The organism is Pseudomonas svalbardensis (assembly GCF_030053115.1).
Classification (GTDB): domain Bacteria; phylum Pseudomonadota; class Gammaproteobacteria; order Pseudomonadales; family Pseudomonadaceae; genus Aquipseudomonas; species Aquipseudomonas svalbardensis.
In genome coordinates this window covers 1,488,389-1,507,865 of the sequence record NZ_CP125619.1, presented here as the reverse complement: position 1 = coordinate 1,507,865, position 19,477 = coordinate 1,488,389, and the positions used below count along the sequence as shown (strand labels likewise).

Genomic DNA, 19,477 nt, shown 5'->3' with positions numbered 1-19,477 from the left:
GTCAGACCCGTTCGATCGCCAAGGCCAGACCCTGGCCCACGCCGACGCACATGGTCGCCAGACCTTTCTTGCCGCCAGTCTTTTCCAGCTGATGCAGCGCGGTCATTACCAGGCGCGCGCCGCTCATGCCCAACGGATGGCCCAAGGCAATGGCGCCACCGTTCGGGTTGACCTGGGCAGCGTCGTCCGCCAGCCCCAGTTCCCGCAGCACCGCCAAACCCTGGCTGGCGAACGCTTCGTTGAGTTCGATCACGTCAAAATCACTGACGGCCAGACCGAGACGTTCGGTCAATTTGCGCACCGCCGGCACCGGGCCGATGCCCATGACCCGTGGTGCGACACCGGCACTGGACATGCCCAGCACTTTGGCGCGGGCGGTCAGACCGTGCTGTTTCACCGCTTCGGCCGAGGCCAGAATCAACGCCGCCGCACCGTCGTTCACCCCGGAAGCATTGCCGGCAGTGACGGTTTTGTCGGGACCATTGACCGGTTTCAGTTTGGCCAGGGTTTCCAGCGTGGTGTCGGCGCGAGGATGCTCATCCTGGCTGACGACACTTTCACCCTTCTTGTGGGCAATGCGCACTTCAACGATTTCTTCGGCGAAAAATCCTGCGGCTTGCGCGGCGGCTGTCCGCTGCTGACTGCGCAGTGCGAAAGCGTCCTGATCGGCGCGGGAAACTTCGTAATCGTCAGCCACGTTGTCGGCGGTCTGCGGCATCGCATCCACGCCGTATTGGGCTTTCATCAACGGGTTGATGAAGCGCCAGCCGATGGTGGTGTCTTCCAGCTTCATGTTGCGCGAGAACGCCGCATCGGCCTTGCCCATCACAAACGGTGCGCGGGACATCGACTCGACGCCGCCGGCAATCGCCAGTTCCATCTCGCCACTGGCGATCGCCCGAAATGCAGTGCCGATGGCATCCATACCCGAGGCGCAGAGGCGATTGAGGGTCACGCCCGGAATGGTTTCCGGCAGCCCCGCCAGCAACAACGCCATGCGCGCCACGTTGCGGTTGTCTTCGCCGGCCTGGTTGGCGCAACCGAGAAACACCTCGTCCACCGCGTTCCAGTCCACCGAAGGATTGCGCTCCATCAACGCCTTGATCGGCACGGCGGCCAGGTCGTCGGCGCGAACCGCCGACAGGCCACCGCCGAAACGGCCGATGGGGGTGCGAATCGCGTCGCAGATATAAACGTCACGCATCAGGCTTCTCCGGGTGCTTGGCCGTGGGCCGCGGCAGTGCGGGCTTCCAGATCCCTGAGTGCCTTCAGTTCGACATCCGTTGGCTCGGCTGTGTTTTCAACATTTTCTGCAAAACGAACAGCCCAACCGGTAGCCGCGGTCACTTGTTCACGGGTCACGCCTGGGTGCAGCGCGGTGACCACGAATTCATGGGTGTTGGCTTCCGGTTCCATGATGCACAGATCAGTAATGATGCCGACCGGACCGGCGCCCGGCAGGCCGAGACGCTTGCGCGAATCACCGCCCTCGCCATGGCCGACCGAGGTAATGAAGTCGAGTTTGTCGACAAAGGAACGCGCCGACTGCTTGAGGATGATCAGCACGCTTTTGGCCGAGCCAGCGATCTCCGGCGCACCGCCGGCACCCGGCAGGCGGACTTTCGGCGCGTGGTAATCGCCAACGACCGTGGTGTTGATATTGCCGAAGCGGTCGACTTGCGCGGCACCGAGGAAACCGACGTCGATGCGCCCGCCCTGCAACCAGTAGCGAAAAATCTCACCGGTCGGGACGACGGTGTCGGCGGTTTCCGCCAGTTCACCGTCACCGATCGACAGCGGCAGTACGCTCGGCTTGGCACCGATCGGACCCGATTCGTAGATCAGGACGACATCCGGCGAGGAAGTCAGACGCGCCAGGTTGGCGGCTTTCGACGGCAGGCCGATGCCGACGAAGCACACCGAACCGTTTTTCAAACGGCGGGCAGCGGCGACGGTCATCATTTCATTGGTGGTGTAAGTCATTACTTGGCCTCCGAAGCAGCGGCCAGTTTGGCCTGGAACTCGCTGAAGTCAGCGCAGCCGTGGATGTACTCGTTGATCCACGCGGTGAAGGTTTCACGGTCGCGGGCAATCGGGTCCCAGGCCTGGTAGAAACGGTTATCACGCTCGTTGTAGCCGTGAGCGTAGGACGGATGCGCACCACCGGGAACGTGGCAGACCGCGCTCAAGGCCCAGGTCGGCAGAACGCAGGAGTTCATCGGTGCATTGAGGTCGTCGACGATTTCCTCGACGGTGACGATGCAGCGCTTGGCGGCCAGTGCGGCTTCTTTCTGCACGCCGAGAATGCCCCAGAGCAACACGTTGCCTTTGCGGTCGGCTTTCTGTGCGTGAATCACGGTGATGTCCGGTCGCACCGAAGGCACGGCCGCCAATACTTCGCCGGTGAATGGGCAGGTGACGGTTTTGATCAGCGGGTTGACCTTCGGCAGGTCGGAGCCGGCGTAGGCACGCAGCACCGCGAACGGTAGGCCGGAAGCGCCAGCGACGTAGGCATTGGCCAGGTCGGCGTGGCTGTGTTCTTCGATTTCCAGCGCGTGTGGCCACTGCTTCTCGACGGCGTCACGCAAGCGATGCAGCGAACCGACGCCCGGGTTACCACCCCAGGAGAAAATCAGCTTGCGAGCACAACCGGCGCCGATCAACTGGTCGTAGATCAGGTCAGGCGTCATCCGCACCAGGGTCAGGTCTTTCTTGCCCTGGCGAATGATTTCGTGACCCGCCGCCGTAGGGATCAGGTGAGTGAAGCCTTCGAGCGCGACCGTATCGCCGTCGTTTACGAATTGCTTCACCGCGTCGTGCAGCGAAAGGATTTCAGCCATGGGGCAGGCTCCCGTTTTGTTATGAACCGACAGTGGAAGAAAAAGGCGCGATGCGCAGCGCCGGAATGACTGAAGAGTAAGCCCCTGAAAATCGTCAAACAATCCGATAATCGACTGAGTGTTCGTTTATCGAACAGATTGTTGTCTCGCTACCGATCATCACCTGCCCTCAGGTCGCATCCGCATGGCTGACCATGCCCTTGATCACCACCGCCGTGGTCGCCAATGCCGCTGGAATCACCAGCGCTGTCAGTACCTGCTCGAAATTCCAGCCCAGCCCCAGTAACGTTGCGCCCATCCACGCACCAAGGATCGCGCCAAAGCGGCCAATCCCGAGCATCCACGACACCCCGGTCGCCCGCCCCTGCGTCGGATAAAACCGCGCCGCCAGGGAAGGCATCGCCGATTGCGCACCGTTGACGCACATCCCGGCCACCAGCACCAACGTCGCCAATAGCGTGATGTTGCCCAGGCTCTGCCCTACCGCGTAGGCAAACACCCCGGCGAATAGATAGAAAATGCCGATAACCTTGTGCGGATTGAACCGGTCCATCGCCCAGCCCACGCCCACCGCGCTCAATACCCCGCCAAACTGGAACAACGCGCCGATGAATGCCGACTGCTCCATGCTCGCGCCACTGTCACGCATCAGCGTCGGCAGCCAACTTGTCAACAGATAAACGATCACCAGCCCCATGAAGTAGGTCAGCCACAGCAACAAGGTGCCAGTGCTGTAGGTGCCGGAGAAGATCACCGCGAATACGTTGCGGGCCTTCACGGTTTTCTGTTCTGGCACGCTGAAGCTGGAAGCCTGAGCGACGACGGTTGGATCGATGGGCGCCAGGGTCTTGCGCACTTTGTCAGTGCCGCGATTGCGGACGACGAGGTAGCGCGCCGATTCCGGCAGCCAGAACAGCAATACGACGGCGAGGATCAGCGGCAAAATCCCGCCGATCATCAGCAGACTGTGCCAGCCAAACGCCGGGATCAGTTTGGCGGAAATGAAACCGCCGCCCGCCATGCCAAGGTTGAAGCCGCAGAACATGCTGGTCACCAGCAGGGATTTCTTGCGCTCCGGGGTGTATTCGGACAGCAGCGTCGTGGCGTTCGGCATGCCGGCGCCAAGGCCCAGGCCAGTGAGGAAACGCAGCACCAGCAGCTGATCGACGTTGGTGCTATAAGCCGAGGCCAGGCTGAACGCGCCAAACAACAACACCGCGCCCACCAGTACGATTTTTCGCCCGAAGCGGTCAGCCAATGGGCCAGAACCCAGTGCGCCAAAGACCATACCGATCAACGCCGCGCTCATCACCGGGCCGAGACTGGCGCGGTCGATGCCCCAATCCTGAGACAGGGCGGGCGCGATGAAACCCATGGCCGCCGTGTCGAGGCCATCGAGGAAAACAATCAGGAAACACAGGATCACCACTCGCCATTGGTAGCGCGAAATGGGTTGAGCATTGATGAAGGACTGCACGTCGAGGCAGTTTCCTACAGCAGACTGGGGCTGGTTCATTATTTTTATTCCACGCAAAGAACGCAGTCGGATAGGAGCCAGCCAAGGCTGGCGCTGCCGCGACATTAGTGATCTTGGGGAAAGAGCGTCAATTCGATAAATGCGAGTCTGTGCGTTTATCGAACAGCTTAGGCAAATGGCTTACGCAAAGAGTTGCGCGCTGAGGTCGCGACTCGCGCTCAGAAGGCCAGGCAGGAAACGTTGTTCCAGCTCGTTGCGGCTGACTCGGCCAGCGTGGGTACTGACATTTAGCGCCGCGACCACTTGGCCGGAAGCGTCGTACACCGGAACGGCAATCGAGCGAAGACCCTGCTCCAGTTCCTGATCGACGATGCACCAGCCTTGCTGTCGCACCTCTTGCAGGCATTCGAGCAACGCCTCGGGGGTGTGCAAGGTTCGGCTGGTCTTGGCTTGCAGCTCTGCATGGTCTAGGTACTCGTGCAGTGACGTATCGTCCAGCGCAGCGAGAAGAATCCGACCCATCGAGGTGCAATAGGCTGGCAGACGTCCACCCACCGACAGGTCGACCGAAATCAGTCGCTGGGTGGTGGCCGAACGAGCGATGTACAAGATGTCATCGCCTTCCAGAGTGGCCATGTTGCAGGCTTCATGAAGTTGCTCGCTCATGCGGTCCAGGTAGGGCTGGGCGGAAACCGCCAGCGGCGTCGAGGACACATAGGCATGGCCAAGCGTCAGTACTTTGGGCAGCAGCGAATACGTGCGGCCGTCGGTGGTGGCGTAACCGAGTTTGATCAGCGTGTGCAGGCAACGTCGCACAGCGGCGCGGGGAATTTCCGTGCGGTGACTGATCTGAGCGATGGTGAGGTGACGTTTGCGCTCCTGGAACGCTTGCACCACAGCCAGGCCACGGGCCAGGGATGTCATGAAATCCGGGTCGCCGGTCAGTGCCTGGATCCGCTTGGCGGGCGAGGCAACGATCGGCGGCGCCACTGAAGCGAAGGAATTGCGCATTTGATCGTTCATATAAGGTCCTTTTCCACGCGGATCAGCGGCTATTACAAGCGGCAGCCGGTCCCTCACACAACCCCGGCCAGCCAAGACTGTTCGATTATCGAACCGTCGACCGATAATCGCAATCGACTCCCACCAGGACCAGCCGATTATTGAACGGGCTTGCACCTGTTTTTACACTGGCTCTGACGCAGACTAGAAGAGTCGATGTAATTGCCCTAACTTGTTCGACTTAATGGCGTCAGAAAGACATCACTGTAACGTCGTGCCGCCGAACGACCTAGTTAGCCGTATAAAGTTGCGAGTAACAAAACAATCACACATCAAGACCCACTTTTAACTCTTTGGCGATAGTGTTCTTCGAATCGACCGCTATAATGAAATTCAGTGGTGACCGGTTTTTAATTGCCGATTCCGCCATCCGGTAGCGCGATGTTCCATCGCCGTTACCCGCAGCAAGCGCCTGACACTCATTTCATATGCTTAGCCAAGGCGTTCGCTGTAACAGGAAACTGATGCTGCGTCAGCTGTTTATCTCTGGTGTCGTGGCCGCCTGCAACATGGAAGTAATTGATCGCAACGCCGTAAAAAATGATGCCTTTGCGGGCTTTGTCCATTCGGCGAGCGTGGTCAAATACATTTGATGCACGCGTTTCACCAGAATTCATCTCAACTCAATCAGGTAGCACTGTGACGAAAGACGAACTGCGCGCGGAACTTGAGCGCCAGGAACAACGTTACAAGGAAGTTTACGGCGGGGAAGTCACCACCTACGCCGCTCAGCCCGAACCGGAACGCAAACCCTGGCGTAAACGCGCCACCGTTCAGGATCAGGCTTTCACTCAAGAATTGCAGAAAATGGAAAAGGAACTCAAAGCCGAAGAGCCATAAGCCTCGGCCTGAATCCTTTCAAGGGTCTGCGTCTGCACCCGTTAAAAACGGGATGTATCGATGATGCCTTTCGCGCCCGCTACGAGCGGGCAGCGGCCACCTCACCCACCGGATGAGGCAAATGGCTCATGTCTGGCCCTCTTTTCAGATATTTCACACAAGCGTTCAAACCTCTTGCTCCTACGAGAGGACGCCTTGTGGCTGCGGCCTTTTCAAAGAAATTCAATGACTTGCAAAACCCAGTAAAAACCTGGGGTTTTGGCTGCTGCCACAAATTAATTCGTTGAAGAATGTTACCGATGAGCAGCAAGTGCATTGATTAGCAGTCTTTTCTGGCATAATCGCGCCCCCTTACGACCGGGTCAGAAAACCTTCATGATCGATTTATTCAGCGGACTAGATGCTTGGGTGCTTGTGAGCCTCTTGCTCGCCCTGGCCTTTGTCCTCGCCTTCGAGTTCATCAACGGCTTTCATGACACCGCAAACGCGGTGGCCACTGTTATCTACACCAAAGCCATGCCGCCCCATCTGGCGGTGTTCTTTTCCGGTGTGTTCAACTTTCTCGGCGTGCTGCTGGGCGGTGTTGGCGTGGCGTATGCCATCGTTCACCTGCTGCCGGTAGAACTGCTGATCAATGTGAACACCGGTCACGGGCTGGCCATGGTGTTCTCGCTGCTCGCCGCCGCCATCACCTGGAACCTGGGCACCTGGTACTTCGGTATCCCGGCTTCCAGCTCCCACACGCTGATCGGTTCGATCCTCGGTGTTGGTCTGGCCAACGCGTTGATCAACGATATTCCGTTGGCCGATGGTGTGAACTGGCAGAAAGCGATCGATATCGGTGCCTCCCTGGTGTTCTCGCCGATGGCGGGCTTCCTGGTTGCGGCTCTGATACTGATCGGTCTTAAATGGTGGCGTCCACTGTCGAAGATGCACAAGACGCCGGAACAGCGCCGCAAGATCGACGACAAGAAACACCCGCCGTTCTGGAACCGCCTGGTGCTGGTCATTTCGGCCATGGCCGTGAGCTTCGTGCACGGCTCCAACGATGGCCAGAAAGGTATCGGCCTGATCATGCTGGTGCTGATCGGTATCGTGCCGGCGCAGTTCGTACTCGACCTGGGCAGCACAACCTACCAGATCGAACGGACTCGCGATGCGACCCTGCACCTGAGCCAGTTCTACAAGCGCAATGCCGATACGCTGGGTGAATTCCTGGCCCTGGGCAAAAGCGTGGAAGGTGATCTGCCGGAGAAATTCCGTTGCAACCCGCAACAGACCGAACCGACCATTACCGCCCTGCTCGGCACCCTTAAAGGTGTAGCCGACTACCACTCGCTGCCGGCGGAAAGCCGCATCGAAGTGCGTCGCTACCTGCTCTGCCTGGACGACACGGCGAAGAAAGTCAGCAAGCTTCCTGGTCTCGCTGCCCGTGAAAAGGCTGACCTGAACAAGCTGCGTAAAGACCTGACCACTACCACCGAATACGCCCCGTTCTGGGTGATTCTGGCGGTCGCCCTGGCCCTCGGCCTGGGTACCATGGTGGGCTGGAAGCGCGTGGTTCTGACCATCGGCGAGAAGATCGGCAAGCAGGGCATGACTTACTCCCAAGGCATGTCGGCACAGATCACTACCGCGAGCCTGATCGGCATGGCCAACATCTTCAGCCTGCCGGTTTCCACCACCCACGTCCTGTCATCAGGCGTGGCTGGCACCATGGTTGCCAACAAAAGCGGCCTGCAGGGCGGCACCGTCAGAACCATCCTGCTGGCTTGGGTCCTGACCCTGCCAGCCACAGTGACCCTGTCGGCCGGCCTGTTCTGGCTGGCGTCGAAGGCACTGGGCAGCTGATACATAGCCGCACAAAAAAGGCGCGTTCCGTGAGGTTCGCGCCTTTTTTATTACTGCTGAAAAATAGATCGTTCCCACGCTTCAGGCAAATCGCACGCAAAAAAAAAGGGCAACCGAAGTTGCCCAAAATGCCTTGCGTGCTCATTGCTTCCAGAAAGACCTACGGTTTGCGCTTATGCGAATCCTTCCAGATGAAATATCCAAACCCTGCAAAAAACAGAACCATGAGGCCGACTGTCAGCACTCCGGCGATCACCACGTTGTCGAAAAACATGACTGGCCTCCTGCACTTGCCTTGTTGCGATGGGGCTAAGTTAACCAATCAGGCAGGAGAAGAAATTGACCGGGATCAATGTCGCCCGAGACTGGGCGTAAAGGAGGGGGAATAACTGACCTGCATCAACCAATGCAGGGTGTTTCAACGCTTTTTCGGTTTGTTCTTCGGCTTTTTCTTCGCTTTACCCAACGGCATGGCGTGCTCGAACGCCTGGCGTACTTCGTTCAGGCGCTTTTCATTAAGGTCATGAACCCGCTTGGCGCGTTCGGCGTTGAGGTCGATCAGTTTGTCGTCTTGGCTCATGGTGATCAGTGCATCGCTTGGAATGAAATTCAGTTGCCGTATCTGCAGGCAAGGATGTGCCAATAATGCGGTCTGATGGCAGCGCTGACCAGTCGTGACCTCAAATCTGGATATCGACCCACAAACCCTGCCGCGGCTGATCTTCCATCAATGGCGCCACTGGCACGGTATTGTCAGCGTTGAGCTCGTCACCGGGAATCGCCAGGTGCTCGTCGGGATCTTCATCGGCTTCACGGCGGCGCCTTTCCTGATCCTGCTTGCGGCGCTGTTCCTCGCGCAGCTGAAACGCCGCCTCTTCCGGATCGCGCTGTTGCAGGTCGATGGTGCTTTCGTTGGAGCTTTCCTGCACCGGCACCACGGGGGGAATATCCGGCCGCTGGCGAATCGGATCCTGCTGTGAGGTGATTGGCACGGCACTCAAGGGGAGCATCGGTGGCAGCATAATTATTAGTCTCCTGTCAGCAGGCTGTCGGCTGCGGGGATGGCGACTTGAGCCATCGGTCGCAAACTATGACCCGTTTGGCACGAATAGGTGCCCCGACCTGCAAGCGCTGCATCATTGGACTAACGTAAGACTTCGAGTTTTTATGAGAGTCCTTTGGCCCTGAAGCCCTCGTTCCGTTAAGATAGCCCGCTTTTTCAAGGTGGGAGTCAGGCAGCATGGCGCAGCAGTATCAACCGGGGCAACGCTGGATCAGTGACAGCGAAGCCGAGCTGGGTTTAGGCACCGTTCTGGCACAGGACGGCCGCTTGTTGACCGTGCTCTACCCGGCCACTGGCGAGACTCGCCAGTACGCGCTACGGAATGCGCCCCTCACCCGCGTGCGGTTTTCGCCGGGTGACTCGATCACTCACTTCGAAGGCTGGAAACTGACCGTACAAGAAGTCGACGACGTCGACGGCCTGCTGGTTTACCACGGCCTCAACGGGCAGAACGAAGTGGTTACCCTGCCGGAAACCCAACTGTCGAACTTCATTCAGTTCCGTCTGGCCAGCGATCGTTTGTTCGCCGGGCAGATCGACCCGCTGGCCTGGTTCTCCCTGCGATACAACACCCTGGAACACACCAGCCGCCAGTTGCAGTCCGCGCTTTGGGGCCTCGGTGGCGTGCGTGCTCAACCGATCGCGCACCAGCTGCACATCGCCCGTGAAGTCGCCGACCGCATTGCACCGCGGGTTTTGCTGGCAGACGAAGTGGGTCTGGGTAAAACCATCGAAGCCGGTCTGGTGATCCATCGCCAACTGCTCTCGGGCCGCGCCAACCGCGTGCTGATCCTGGTTCCGGAGAACCTGCAGCACCAGTGGCTGGTCGAGATGCGCCGCCGCTTCAACCTGCAAGTCGCGCTGTTCGACGAAGAACGCTTCATCGAAAGCGATGCCGCCAACCCGTTCGAAGACACCCAGCTCGCACTGGTTGCACTCGAGTGGCTGGTGGAAGACGAGAAGGCCCAGGACGCACTGTTCGCCGCCGGTTGGGACCTGATGGTGGTCGACGAAGCCCACCACCTGGTGTGGCACGAAGAAAAGGCCAGCCCGGAGTATTCGCTGGTTGAGCAACTGGCCGAAGTCATTCCCGGCGTTTTGCTGCTGACTGCGACCCCGGAACAACTGGGTCAGGACAGCCACTTTGCGCGTCTGCGCCTGCTCGACCCGAACCGTTTCCACGACCTGCACGCTTTCCGTGCCGAGAGCGAAAACTATCGCCCGGTGGCCGAAGCCGTTCAGGAGCTGCTGGACAAGGGACGCCTGTCGCCTGAAGCGCACGAGACCATTCACGGTTTCCTCGGCAACGAAGGCGAAGCCTTGCTGGCGGCGGTTAACGATGGCGACATCGAGGCCAGCGCCCGTCTGGTCCGCGAACTGCTCGACCGCCACGGCACCGGCCGCGTGCTGTTCCGTAACACCCGCGCCGCCGTGCAGGGTTTTCCGGAACGCAAACTGCACCCGTACCCGCTGCCGTGCCCCGACGAATACCTCGAACTGCCATTGGGCGATCACGCCGAGCTGTACCCGGAAGTCAGCTTCCAGGCCCAGCCGGATGCCAACGAAGAAGAACGCTGGTGGAAATTCGACCCGCGCGTCGAGTGGCTGATCGATCAGCTGAAGATGCTCAAGCGCACCAAAGTGCTGGTGATCTGCGCCCACGCCGAAACCGCCATGGACCTGGAAGACGCCCTGCGCGTGCGTTCCGGCATCCCGGCCACGGTCTTCCACGAAGGCATGAACATCCTCGAGCGTGATCGCGCCGCTGCCTACTTCGCCGACGAAGAATTTGGCGCGCAAGTGCTGATCTGCTCGGAAATCGGCAGTGAAGGTCGTAACTTCCAGTTCTCGCACCACTTGGTGCTGTTCGATCTGCCGTCGCACCCGGACCTGCTGGAGCAGCGTATCGGCCGTCTGGACCGGATCGGCCAGAAGCACATCATCGAACTGCATGTGCCGTACCTGGAAACCAGCCCGCAAGAGCGCCTGTTCCAGTGGTACCACGAAGCGCTGAATGCGTTCCTCAACACCTGCCCGACCGGCAATGCCCTGCAGCATCAGTTCGGCCCGCGCCTGCTGCCGCTGCTGGAAAACGCCGATGACGGCGAGTGGCAAGCGCTGATCGACGAAGCCCGCGCCGAGCGCGAGCGTCTGGAAGCCGAGCTGCACACCGGCCGTGACCGCTTGCTGGAGCTCAACTCCGGCGGCGCTGGCGAAGGTGATGCACTGGTCGAGGACATCCTTGAGCAAGACGACCAGTTCGCCCTGCCGATCTACATGGAAACCCTGTTCGACGCCTTCGGCATCGACAGCGAAGACCATTCGGAAAACGCGCTGATCCTCAAACCGAGCGAAAAAATGCTCGACGCCAGCTTCCCTCTGGGCGACGACGAAGGCGTGACCATCACTTACGACCGCAACCAGGCGCTGTCTCGCGAAGACATGCAGTTCATTACCTGGGAACACCCGATGGTGCAAGGCGGCATGGACCTGGTCTTGTCCGGTTCCATGGGCAACACCGCCGTGGCGCTGATCAAGAACAAGGCGTTGAAACCTGGCACCGTGTTGCTCGAACTGCTCTACGTCAGCGAAGTGGTTGCCCCGCGCTCGCTGCAACTGGGCCGTTACCTGCCACCGGCCGCCCTGCGCTGCCTGCTCGATGCCAATGGCAACGACCTGTCGGCCCGTGTCTCGTTCGAAACCCTTAACGATCAGCTGGAAAGCGTGCCGCGTGCCAGCGCCAACAAGTTCATCCAGGCCCAGCGCGATCAGCTGACGCCACGGATCAACGCCGGTGAAGAGAAAATCTTCCCTCGTCACGCCGAGCGCGTGGCTGAGGCGCAGCGTCGTCTGGCCGCCGACACCGACGAAGAACTGGCGCGCCTGACCGCGTTGCAAGCGGTCAACCCGACCGTGCGCGACAGCGAACTGGTTGCCCTGCGCAAGCAACGCGAGCAAGGCCTGGCCATGCTCGACAAGGCTGCGCTGCGACTGGAAGCGATTCGGGTGTTGGTGGCGGGATAAGCTCCCTCCCCTACCGCTAAAACAAAGAAGGCCCGCAGCGATGCGGGCCTTTTTTTGTCTGCTGGAATGTTGAGGTGTTGCTGATGACCCCTTGGCGATCACGCAGTCGCTACAGAAACCCCTGGCTCAACCACCGCCACCAACCCTTCCTTCATCCGCTTGGCATCGCGCACAAAACACCGAGAAGCCAGGAACAGAAATACCATGGTGAAAAACAGCGCCACCGGGATCAGGTACATCGCGTCATGCAAGCCGACAGCCTTGAACGCCTCAGTCATCTGTTCAGCACCCGCCGAGAGCATCGCCGTATGCGCGAAGTGGTCGGACAAGGCGCCCACCACTACTGGACCCAGACCGCCACCCAGCAAATATAACCCGGCAAAGAACAGCGCCATGGCCGTAGCCCGCAAGCGCGGCTCGACTACGTCCTGAATGGCGGTGTAAACGCAGGTGTAGAAGTTGTAGGCAAACAACCAGCCCACACTGAACACCGCCACAAACACGCCGATCTCGATCCGCCCGGAATGCAGCGCCCAAGCCGTGCACACCGTCGAGATGATCAAGCTGAATGCCGCAAACAACAGCCGACCACTGGCCACCCGCTGGTGAATCTTGTCCGCCACCCAACCGCCCAGTGTCAGGCCAAACAACCCGGTCACGCCGACGATCACCCCGGTCGCCACCGCCGCTTCCTGCAACGGCATCAGGAAATAGCGCTGCAGCATCGGTACCAGAAACGAGTTGCAGGCATACGTAGCGAAGTTGAAGCACAGCCCCGCCATCACCAGCCACAGGAAAGTCGGCACCGCCAGCACCCGACGGATTGGCCGGTCGACGCGCTCCTGCGAGACTTGCACACTCTCTGCGGCGCCGCGTTTCGGTTCCTTGATGAAGAACATGAAGACCGCAAGGATCAGCCCCGGCACTGCCGCGATAAAGAACGGCGCGCGCCAGCTGTCGAAGGCCTTGACCATCCAGCCGATGGTGAAGAACGCCAGCAGCAACCCCAGCGGCAGACCGAGCATGAAAATGCCCATCGCCCGTGCCCGACGGTGGGCCGGGAACAGATCGCCGATCAGCGAGTTGGCGGCCGGTGCGTAACTGGCTTCACCGATGCCGATACCCATGCGCACGATCAGGAAAGCCCAGAAACTCCCCACCAGTCCGTTGACCGCTGTCAGCCCGCTCCACGCCGCCAGGCCCCAGCCCATCAATTTACTGCGCGAACCGGTATCGGCCATCCGTCCCAGAGGCAGGCCGGCAATGGCATAAACGAGGGTGAATGCGGTACCGATGATCCCCAGCTGAAAGTCGCTGAGGTGCCATTCCATGCGGATCGGTTCGATGATGATGGCCGGAATGGTGCGGTCGAAGAAGTTGAACAGGTTGGCCAGGAACAGCAGGAACAGAATGCGCCAGGCATTCGCCGCTTGGGTCGAGTTCTGCATGGGTCCGTCTCTTTTATTGTTATTGGGGCTTCACTGCCAGCGCAACCGAGCCCGGAACCTGCAATCTAGTCAGGCCAGCCAGAGCTGTCTGTCATTATTTGTAAAGCTGATATCCGCCCATGGAAGATGTCGCAGCTGATACAACATTTATTTCCAGACGCTCTAACGCTCATTCCAAAATGGTTAGGGCCAATTTGCCACTATCGTTTGCACTCTAAACATGCCTTCTATACTCCAAAGCATTCGCCAGCGTTCATGGCGCCAGCCAGGATGACAATGGGGCATGCTATGGAGTGGCTTGGTTTGCATTTCATTACTGAGCTGACGGCGAACGGCCAGGTAATACTCAACTGCACACATGACCCTTTTCTGGTACTGCTGGCGTATTTGGTCGCCTGTGTCGGCAGCTTTGCCACATTGGACATGGCCGAACGGGTCTGTCACATGGAAAAACCCGCCTCGCAGCGGCTCTGGCGCTGGGTCGGCGCCAGTTGCCTGGCGGGCGGGATCTGGGCCATGCACTTCATTGGCATGCTAGCGTTTCAGGCTCCGATCGACATTCAATATGAATTACCCATCACTCTCCTTTCTCTGTTGATCGCCCTGCTCGCCTCGTGGTTGGCCATGCATACTCTCAGCCATCCCCGCCTGAGTTTTTGGCAATACCTCCAGGCTTCGATCTGCATCGGCCTGGGCATCGCCACCATGCATTACGTGGGCATGACCGCCATGCGTTCGAGTGCGGTGGCCTATTACCAACCTACGCTATTCGCCCTCTCCATTGTGATCGCCATCGGTGCCAGCCTTGCAGCCCTGCTGATATCAAGTCATCTGCGCGACGGCACCGGTCTGTTCCATCAACTGCTCAAATACAGCGCCAGTCTGGTGCTCGGGGCAGGCATCATCAGCATGCACTTCACCGGCATGGCCGCCTTCAATCTGGTGCTGCCCGCCGACAGCCTCCAGCCGCTGCCCGGCGTAAACAATCATCTGCAACTGGGTCTGACGGTGGCGATCATGACGCTGCTGATCATCGGCAGCAGCATCAGCGCGGCGCTGGCGGACAAGAAGCTGCAAAACAAGGAGCGCGACCTGCAACGGGTCAACGCCCTGCTCAGTCAACTGGACCAGGCGAGGATGTCGTTACAACAGGTGGCGCACTACGACGCCCTGACCAACCTGATCAACCGTCGTGGCTTCAACCAGATTTTTGCCGAGAAACTCATCGAGAAAACCAACGAAGGCGGCATGCTGGCGGTGTTGTTCCTGGACATCGACCATTTCAAGCGGATCAACGACAGCCTCGGCCATGATGCCGGCGACGAATTGCTCAAAGTCCTGGCCAGCCACATCAAGGGTTCAGTGCGCAGCCACGAAGACGTCGTGGCGCGTTTCGGCGGTGACGAATTCTGCATCCTCATCGGCCTGCACGATCGTGAAGAAGCGCGGCACATGGCCCAACGCATCATGCTGAAAATGCAGGAGCCCATCGAGCTGTCCGGGCGGCGCATGGTCATGACCACCAGTATCGGCATCAGCTTGTTTCCGCAAGATGGCAAGACCTGTGAAGAGTTGCTGAAAAACGCTGACCTGGCGCTGTATCAGTCCAAGGACACCGGGCGCAATGGCCTGAATTTCTTCAGCGAAGACCTGAAAACCCGCGCAACGCTGGAACTGCAACTCGAAGAAGAACTGCGCCACGCCCTGCGCGAAAACACCGGGCTGATGCTCTATTACCAACCGATCTACGACCTGAAAACCGGCCAAGTCAGCAAGCTTGAAGCGCTGATCCGCTGGCAACATCCGGTTCACGGACTGCTGGCACCGGATCGCTTCATTGCCATCGCCGAAGCCAACGGCCTGATCGCCGAACTGGACCACTGGGTCCTGCGCAAAGCCTGTGAGGATCTGGGCGAGTTGTCGCGTCAGGGTTGCGAAGAACTCCACATCGCCGTGAACTGCTCGCCCCTGAACCTGGCGCGCGAAGAATTGGCCGATGAAATCGAACACGCACTGCGGCGCGCCGGGGTGGCGCCGCAGCGGCTGGAACTGGAAGTAACCGAGAACGCGTTGATGGGCAACATCGCCAACACGGCGGTGTTGCTGCGCCAGATTCGCGCCCTCGGCGTTTCGCTGTCGATTGACGACTTCGGCACCGGTTACTCATCACTGGCCTATCTCAAACGGCTGCCACTCAACACGCTGAAGATCGACCGCTCGTTCATCCAGGACATTCCCAAGGCCACCCAAGACATGGAAATCGTTCAAGCGATCATCGTCATGGCCCACACACTGCATTTGCAGGTGGTGACCGAAGGCGTCGAAACCCTTGAGCAATACGAGTTTCTGGAGCGTAACGGCTGCGACTTCGTGCAGGGCTACTTGCTCAGTCGTCCGGTACCGCTGGTGGAATTGCGTCCCGTGCTGAGCGAAATCAACCAGCGCAAGCACTCGCACACTGTCAGCCCTTTGAGTCTGGCTCGCGGTACAACTGCACTAGCGTCGACGGATCTTTTTCCAGGAATCCCTGGCTCCCATGCAGGCGCATCAACTGTGCGGCCAGTCCACTGATCGGCGTGGCCGAGCCTTGCTCACGGGAAAACTTCACCGCGGTATCGAGGTCCTTGAGCAACGTACGCACATGCCATTTCACCGGTTCGAAACGGCTGTCGGCCATTTGCGGACCCAGGATCTGCAAGGGCTTTGAATCGGCATACCCGCCTGCCAGAGCCTCTGCGATCAGGCTGGCCTGCACCCCGGAACGCTCGGCCAACGCCACGACTTCGGCGATGACCAGCGCGTTGCAGGCGACGATCATCTGATTGCAGGCCTTGGTCACCTGCCCCGCTCCGACGGCGCCCATGTGGGTCACGCGCTGGCCGAGGCTCAACAGCACAGGCCTGACGCGCTCAAGATCCGCCGTTTCACCGCCCACCATGATCGCCAGGCTGCCGGCCTCGGCACCGACCACTCCGCCGGACACTGGTGTATCCAGCCAGCTCATGCCGGTTTGGCTGACCAGCGCTGTCGCCATTTCCCGCGTCGCGGTAGGTTCCAGGCTGGAAAAATCCACCAGCAATTGACCGATTTTCGCACCTTGCGCAATCCCTTCCGCGCCAAACACCACCTCTCGAACCACCGATGTGTCCGCCAGGCACAGCATCACCACGTCGGCGTGCTGGCACAGCTCAGCCGGCGTGGCGACCTGTCGTGCACCGGCCTCGACCAGCGGCGCGCACTTTGCCGGATTGCGGTTCCACACGGTCAGCGGATAACCCGCCGCCAGCAGGCGCCGGCACATCGGCAAACCCATCAGGCCGATCCCGGCAAACCCAAGTAAAGGTAACGTTGCCATCATTTAGCCTCCTTTTGATTAAAGATCACCGAATATTGGCCGATTCATCATGACTTAGGAAAGGATTCCCCCGAGCGATGCGCAGGCCAAGGCCCTGACGCTTGGGCCAAATACGCGCTGAAAAAAGACGCGAGATCCCATCCGTGATGGTTCGACGACAGCTTGTCGCCCAACCAACCAGCCCAGGTACATGGCGCACAATGACTTCTAAAAACAATCCGGCCGCTGCGATATCCGATCTGACGTTGAGCCCAGCGGCGAACAGCCCCGCACCGTCGAAGCCATTGACGCCATCGCGCCCGTTGGCGACTCAGCAATACCTGTACTTCACCGAAACCAACACCGACCGTATCCTAGACAACCTCGACGGCCTGCGCGATATGGTGTTCCCGCGCCCACCGCATCTGGAAGGCGACAGTGAACAGCACAGCGATCAGGAATTCCCGTCGGTATGCTTGATCGGCCTGGGCCGCTGCGGTTCGAACATCGCACTGGACGTCGCCGAACTGGTGTACAACGCCCGCAAGTTCTACCTCAACGAATTCAATAACGAAGATCGCCTGTCGCCGGACAAGCGCTTCGCCGAAAAGGGCTACAGCCCGGCACAGTGGATTCGCAACAATCTGCGCCTGGGTCCGAACAAGGCCCCAAAACCGGTGTTCCTGGTTGAACCACTGGTCATGCTTGGCGACCTGGACAAAGACATCGCCGGTCGCATCCGCTTCTCGCGCAAGGGCGAAAAAAGTGGGTTCCTGCGCGACTACAGCAAAATGAAAATCATGGACTTGTCGGAAGTCCACGCCGGTGGCGCCGGTAACGCGCCGATCCTCGGTCAATACCTGGCCAAGATCATCCTGAACAAGGACACCCAGCGTTTCTCCAGCCCTGACTGGAAGATGATCCACTCGTACCTGATCGACAGCTGCGGCATCAAGGCCAACCAGTCGCGCCTGTATTTCTCGATCTTCAGTGCCGGTGGTGGTACCGGTTCGGGCATGGCTTCGGAATTCGGCTTGGCCCAGCAACACTCGTACATGAACAAGACATTCGACACCAAGCCAATGGACGAGCACGACAGCAAAAGCGGCCATGCTTTCGTCTTCGAGCCGATCTTCACCAGCGGCATCTGCGTGCTGCCGAACATTTCCGATCACCGCAGCGAAATGTCCGAGGCGCTGCACATCAACGCCGGTCGCCTGCTGTGCAAATACCTGTCGGAAGAGTGGGACTTCTCTTACAACTTCGCCAACGAAGACAGCAGCGAAGCCAGTGTCATGGGCCGTATCCGCCCATGGAACGCCATGATGCTGATCTCCAACGACATCATGCGTTACGCCGAAGAAAGCGATGACGGCAACATCCAGAACATCGACGTCAATGCGATGGAAAAGCACGCTAACCAATACATCTCACAGCAGATCTTCAACATTCTGACGGCGCAAGCGGTCACCACCGACTACGACCAGAACTATTTCCGTCGGGCTGGCATCGACATTGGCGAAACCATTCGCCTCGACGCCAACGACCTGTTCATGAGTCTGGCCGGCCCCGTAGCGATTGCCTACGCCGAGTCCGTGGTGCCGGAAACCCCGCCGCCGAGCAGCGACAAGTTCAAGGTGTTCGAGAAGGAACCGCAGCGCCTGAACATCGACGACCTGTTCTTCCGCTCCATCGACTTGCCGCACTTCAACAAAGTGACCCAGGCAATCGAAGGCATCAGCCTGTTGCCGATCGAATCCAAGCGCTATCGCGCCTCGCTGGAGCAGTACAAGAACTCGGGGTATGACGCGGCCGCCTTGCACGACCTGCACTTCTTCAAGAACTGCTCATCGGTAGTGTCGATTGTTTCGCTGCCGAAGGACTACAAGCTGTCCTACATGGACCTGAACCGGTTGAAGACCCACCTCAACAGCCTGTTCCCGAACACCACGCTCAAGCGTTATGCGCTGGTCATCGGCGCCTCGGCCAACCTGTCGCTGACCACCCTGATCGCCAAGAGCCCGTGCCTGTCGGACGACTTCCTGACGCTGATCGTGGCCTTCATCAAGCGTTGCTTCGCGAAAAACCCGTACCGCTTTGATGAAACCCTGGATAACTCGATTCTGGATTTCATCATTAATGAAGATTTCGACGAAGACCGGATCGACGAGTTGCTGAATGAATTCGAGAACCCGGCGAAGATCCTCGACACCAACTGGTACGCGATCAAACCGATGTACGAGAAGAAGTACCGCGAACTGATCAACGACAAAGACAAGTTCGTCTCGATCAATGACATTCGTCTGTCCCGGGACTGCGTGAAGAAGGCGATCAAGTACTTGCGCGAGATTTATCGCCACCGGATTGGCAAGACCAAGGTTATTTCTTTGAATAACCATACGGGCAAGACGGCTTAATTAGCGGCGCGCCCAATCGCGAGCAGGCTCGCTCCCACAGGGGACCGCGTTCTTTCAGGAGGAATGCGATCACATTGTGGGAGCGAGCCTGCTCGCGATGGCGGCATAAAATTCACCACAA

At 59.2% G+C, this 19,477-nt stretch carries 16 protein-coding genes; 6 read left to right on the top strand and 10 right to left on the bottom strand.

The window, feature by feature from the left end; genetic code table 11:
• Position 1 precedes the first annotated feature (1 nt).
• The 5 genes from pcaF to pcaR all read right to left on the bottom strand — a co-directional run bounded on the left by pcaF (position 2) and on the right by pcaR (position 5,340).
• A complete protein-coding gene (gene pcaF, locus QFX16_RS06720; protein WP_283184527.1) occupies positions 2–1,207 on the bottom strand; it encodes a 3-oxoadipyl-CoA thiolase in 1,206 nt (401 codons plus the stop codon).
• Positions 1,204–1,983: a CoA-transferase subunit beta gene (locus QFX16_RS06715; RefSeq protein WP_283183302.1), complete on the bottom strand. Its 780-nt coding sequence runs from the start codon at positions 1,981–1,983 to the stop codon at positions 1,204–1,206. The genes pcaF and QFX16_RS06715 overlap by 4 nt, the downstream gene beginning before the upstream one ends.
• The gene (locus tag QFX16_RS06710) at positions 1,983–2,840 is read right to left on the bottom strand and encodes a CoA transferase subunit A (RefSeq protein ID WP_007947285.1); all 858 of its coding nucleotides are present in this window, start codon (positions 2,838–2,840) and stop codon (positions 1,983–1,985) included. The genes QFX16_RS06715 and QFX16_RS06710 overlap by 1 nt, the downstream gene beginning before the upstream one ends.
• A 169-nt stretch (positions 2,841–3,009) precedes the next feature.
• Positions 3,010–4,356 (bottom strand): 4-hydroxybenzoate transporter PcaK, encoded by a 1,347-nt coding sequence (gene pcaK, locus QFX16_RS06705; protein WP_283183301.1) that lies wholly within the window; start codon positions 4,354–4,356, stop codon positions 3,010–3,012.
• A 141-nt stretch (positions 4,357–4,497) separates the two neighbouring features.
• A complete protein-coding gene (gene pcaR / locus QFX16_RS06700; RefSeq protein ID WP_283183300.1) occupies positions 4,498–5,340 on the bottom strand; it encodes a pca regulon transcriptional regulator PcaR in 843 nt (280 codons plus the stop codon).
• A 503-nt stretch (positions 5,341–5,843) separates the two neighbouring features.
• Here pcaR and QFX16_RS06695 point away from each other — a divergent pair.
• The 3 genes from QFX16_RS06695 (at position 5,844) to QFX16_RS06685 (ending at position 8,070) form a co-directional block, all read left to right on the top strand.
• Complete coding sequence (locus QFX16_RS06695) at positions 5,844–5,972, top strand: hypothetical protein (protein WP_283183299.1); 129 nt, start codon at positions 5,844–5,846, stop codon at positions 5,970–5,972.
• 46 nt (positions 5,973–6,018) lie between these two features.
• Positions 6,019–6,219, top strand: a complete 201-nt coding sequence (locus tag QFX16_RS06690) for a hypothetical protein (RefSeq protein WP_007935837.1) — start codon at positions 6,019–6,021, stop codon at positions 6,217–6,219.
• 375 nt (positions 6,220–6,594) lie between these two features.
• Positions 6,595–8,070 carry an inorganic phosphate transporter gene (locus QFX16_RS06685; RefSeq protein ID WP_283183298.1) on the top strand — a complete coding sequence of 492 codons (1,476 nt, stop codon included), beginning with the start codon at positions 6,595–6,597 and terminating at the stop codon, positions 8,068–8,070.
• A 160-nt stretch (positions 8,071–8,230) separates the two neighbouring features.
• Here QFX16_RS06685 and ccoM read toward each other — a convergent pair whose 3' ends face one another.
• The 3 genes from ccoM to QFX16_RS06670 all read right to left on the bottom strand — a co-directional run bounded on the left by ccoM (position 8,231) and on the right by QFX16_RS06670 (position 9,092).
• A complete protein-coding gene (gene ccoM / locus QFX16_RS06680; RefSeq protein ID WP_054046898.1) occupies positions 8,231–8,344 on the bottom strand; it encodes a cytochrome c oxidase subunit CcoM in 114 nt (37 codons plus the stop codon).
• A 144-nt stretch (positions 8,345–8,488) separates the two neighbouring features.
• On the bottom strand, positions 8,489–8,650 hold the full coding sequence (locus QFX16_RS06675) for a hypothetical protein (protein ID WP_095128014.1): 162 nt from the start codon (positions 8,648–8,650) through the stop codon (positions 8,489–8,491).
• A 100-nt stretch (positions 8,651–8,750) separates the two neighbouring features.
• The gene (locus tag QFX16_RS06670) at positions 8,751–9,092 is read right to left on the bottom strand and encodes an aspartate-semialdehyde dehydrogenase (RefSeq protein ID WP_283183297.1); all 342 of its coding nucleotides are present in this window, start codon (positions 9,090–9,092) and stop codon (positions 8,751–8,753) included.
• A gap of 218 nt (positions 9,093–9,310) precedes the next feature.
• On the opposite strand from QFX16_RS06670, the gene rapA reads away from it, so the two are divergent.
• Positions 9,311–12,157: an RNA polymerase-associated protein RapA gene (rapA, locus tag QFX16_RS06665; protein WP_283183296.1), complete on the top strand. Its 2,847-nt coding sequence runs from the start codon at positions 9,311–9,313 to the stop codon at positions 12,155–12,157.
• A gap of 98 nt (positions 12,158–12,255) precedes the next feature.
• Here the strand turns inward: rapA and QFX16_RS06660 are convergent, their stop codons facing one another.
• Entirely contained in the window at positions 12,256–13,605 is a 1,350-nt protein-coding gene (locus tag QFX16_RS06660; RefSeq protein WP_283183295.1) for a spinster family MFS transporter, read from the bottom strand.
• Between the two features lie 288 nt (positions 13,606–13,893).
• On the opposite strand from QFX16_RS06660, the gene QFX16_RS06655 reads away from it, so the two are divergent.
• Positions 13,894–16,176, top strand: a complete 2,283-nt coding sequence (locus QFX16_RS06655) for a putative bifunctional diguanylate cyclase/phosphodiesterase (protein ID WP_283183294.1) — start codon at positions 13,894–13,896, stop codon at positions 16,174–16,176.
• Here the strand turns inward: QFX16_RS06655 and QFX16_RS06650 are convergent.
• Positions 16,067–16,963: an NAD(P)-dependent oxidoreductase gene (locus QFX16_RS06650; RefSeq protein ID WP_283183293.1), complete on the bottom strand. Its 897-nt coding sequence runs from the start codon at positions 16,961–16,963 to the stop codon at positions 16,067–16,069. The two genes, QFX16_RS06655 and QFX16_RS06650, sit on opposite strands and share 110 nt — an antisense overlap.
• A 197-nt stretch (positions 16,964–17,160) precedes the next feature.
• Between QFX16_RS06650 and QFX16_RS06645 the strand changes: the two genes are divergently transcribed.
• Complete coding sequence (locus tag QFX16_RS06645) at positions 17,161–19,356, top strand: hypothetical protein (RefSeq protein WP_283183292.1); 2,196 nt, start codon at positions 17,161–17,163, stop codon at positions 19,354–19,356.
• Positions 19,357–19,477: the final 121 nt, after the last annotated feature.

What these genes read in the sequence shown, in the direction of transcription:
- QFX16_RS06715 (WP_283183302.1), bottom strand. Translation starts at nt 1,983, where the DNA reads ATGACTTACACCACCAATGAAATGATGACCGTCGCCGCTGCCCGCCGT.
- QFX16_RS06710 (WP_007947285.1), bottom strand. Translation starts at nt 2,840, where the DNA reads ATGGCTGAAATCCTTTCGCTGCACGACGCGGTGAAGCAATTCGTAAAC.
- pcaK (WP_283183301.1), bottom strand. Translation starts at nt 4,356, where the DNA reads ATGAACCAGCCCCAGTCTGCTGTAGGAAACTGCCTCGACGTGCAGTCC.
- pcaR (WP_283183300.1), bottom strand. Translation starts at nt 5,340, where the DNA reads ATGAACGATCAAATGCGCAATTCCTTCGCTTCAGTGGCGCCGCCGATC.
- QFX16_RS06695 (WP_283183299.1), top strand. Translation starts at nt 5,844, where the DNA reads ATGCTGCGTCAGCTGTTTATCTCTGGTGTCGTGGCCGCCTGCAACATG.
- QFX16_RS06685 (WP_283183298.1), top strand. Translation starts at nt 6,595, where the DNA reads ATGATCGATTTATTCAGCGGACTAGATGCTTGGGTGCTTGTGAGCCTC.
- ccoM (WP_054046898.1), bottom strand. Translation starts at nt 8,344, where the DNA reads ATGTTTTTCGACAACGTGGTGATCGCCGGAGTGCTGACAGTCGGCCTC.
- QFX16_RS06675 (WP_095128014.1), bottom strand. Translation starts at nt 8,650, where the DNA reads ATGAGCCAAGACGACAAACTGATCGACCTCAACGCCGAACGCGCCAAG.
- QFX16_RS06670 (WP_283183297.1), bottom strand. Translation starts at nt 9,092, where the DNA reads ATGCTGCCACCGATGCTCCCCTTGAGTGCCGTGCCAATCACCTCACAG.
- rapA (WP_283183296.1), top strand. Translation starts at nt 9,311, where the DNA reads ATGGCGCAGCAGTATCAACCGGGGCAACGCTGGATCAGTGACAGCGAA.
- QFX16_RS06660 (WP_283183295.1), bottom strand. Translation starts at nt 13,605, where the DNA reads ATGCAGAACTCGACCCAAGCGGCGAATGCCTGGCGCATTCTGTTCCTG.
- QFX16_RS06655 (WP_283183294.1), top strand. Translation starts at nt 13,894, where the DNA reads ATGGAGTGGCTTGGTTTGCATTTCATTACTGAGCTGACGGCGAACGGC.
- QFX16_RS06650 (WP_283183293.1), bottom strand. Translation starts at nt 16,963, where the DNA reads ATGATGGCAACGTTACCTTTACTTGGGTTTGCCGGGATCGGCCTGATG.
- QFX16_RS06645 (WP_283183292.1), top strand. Translation starts at nt 17,161, where the DNA reads ATGACTTCTAAAAACAATCCGGCCGCTGCGATATCCGATCTGACGTTG.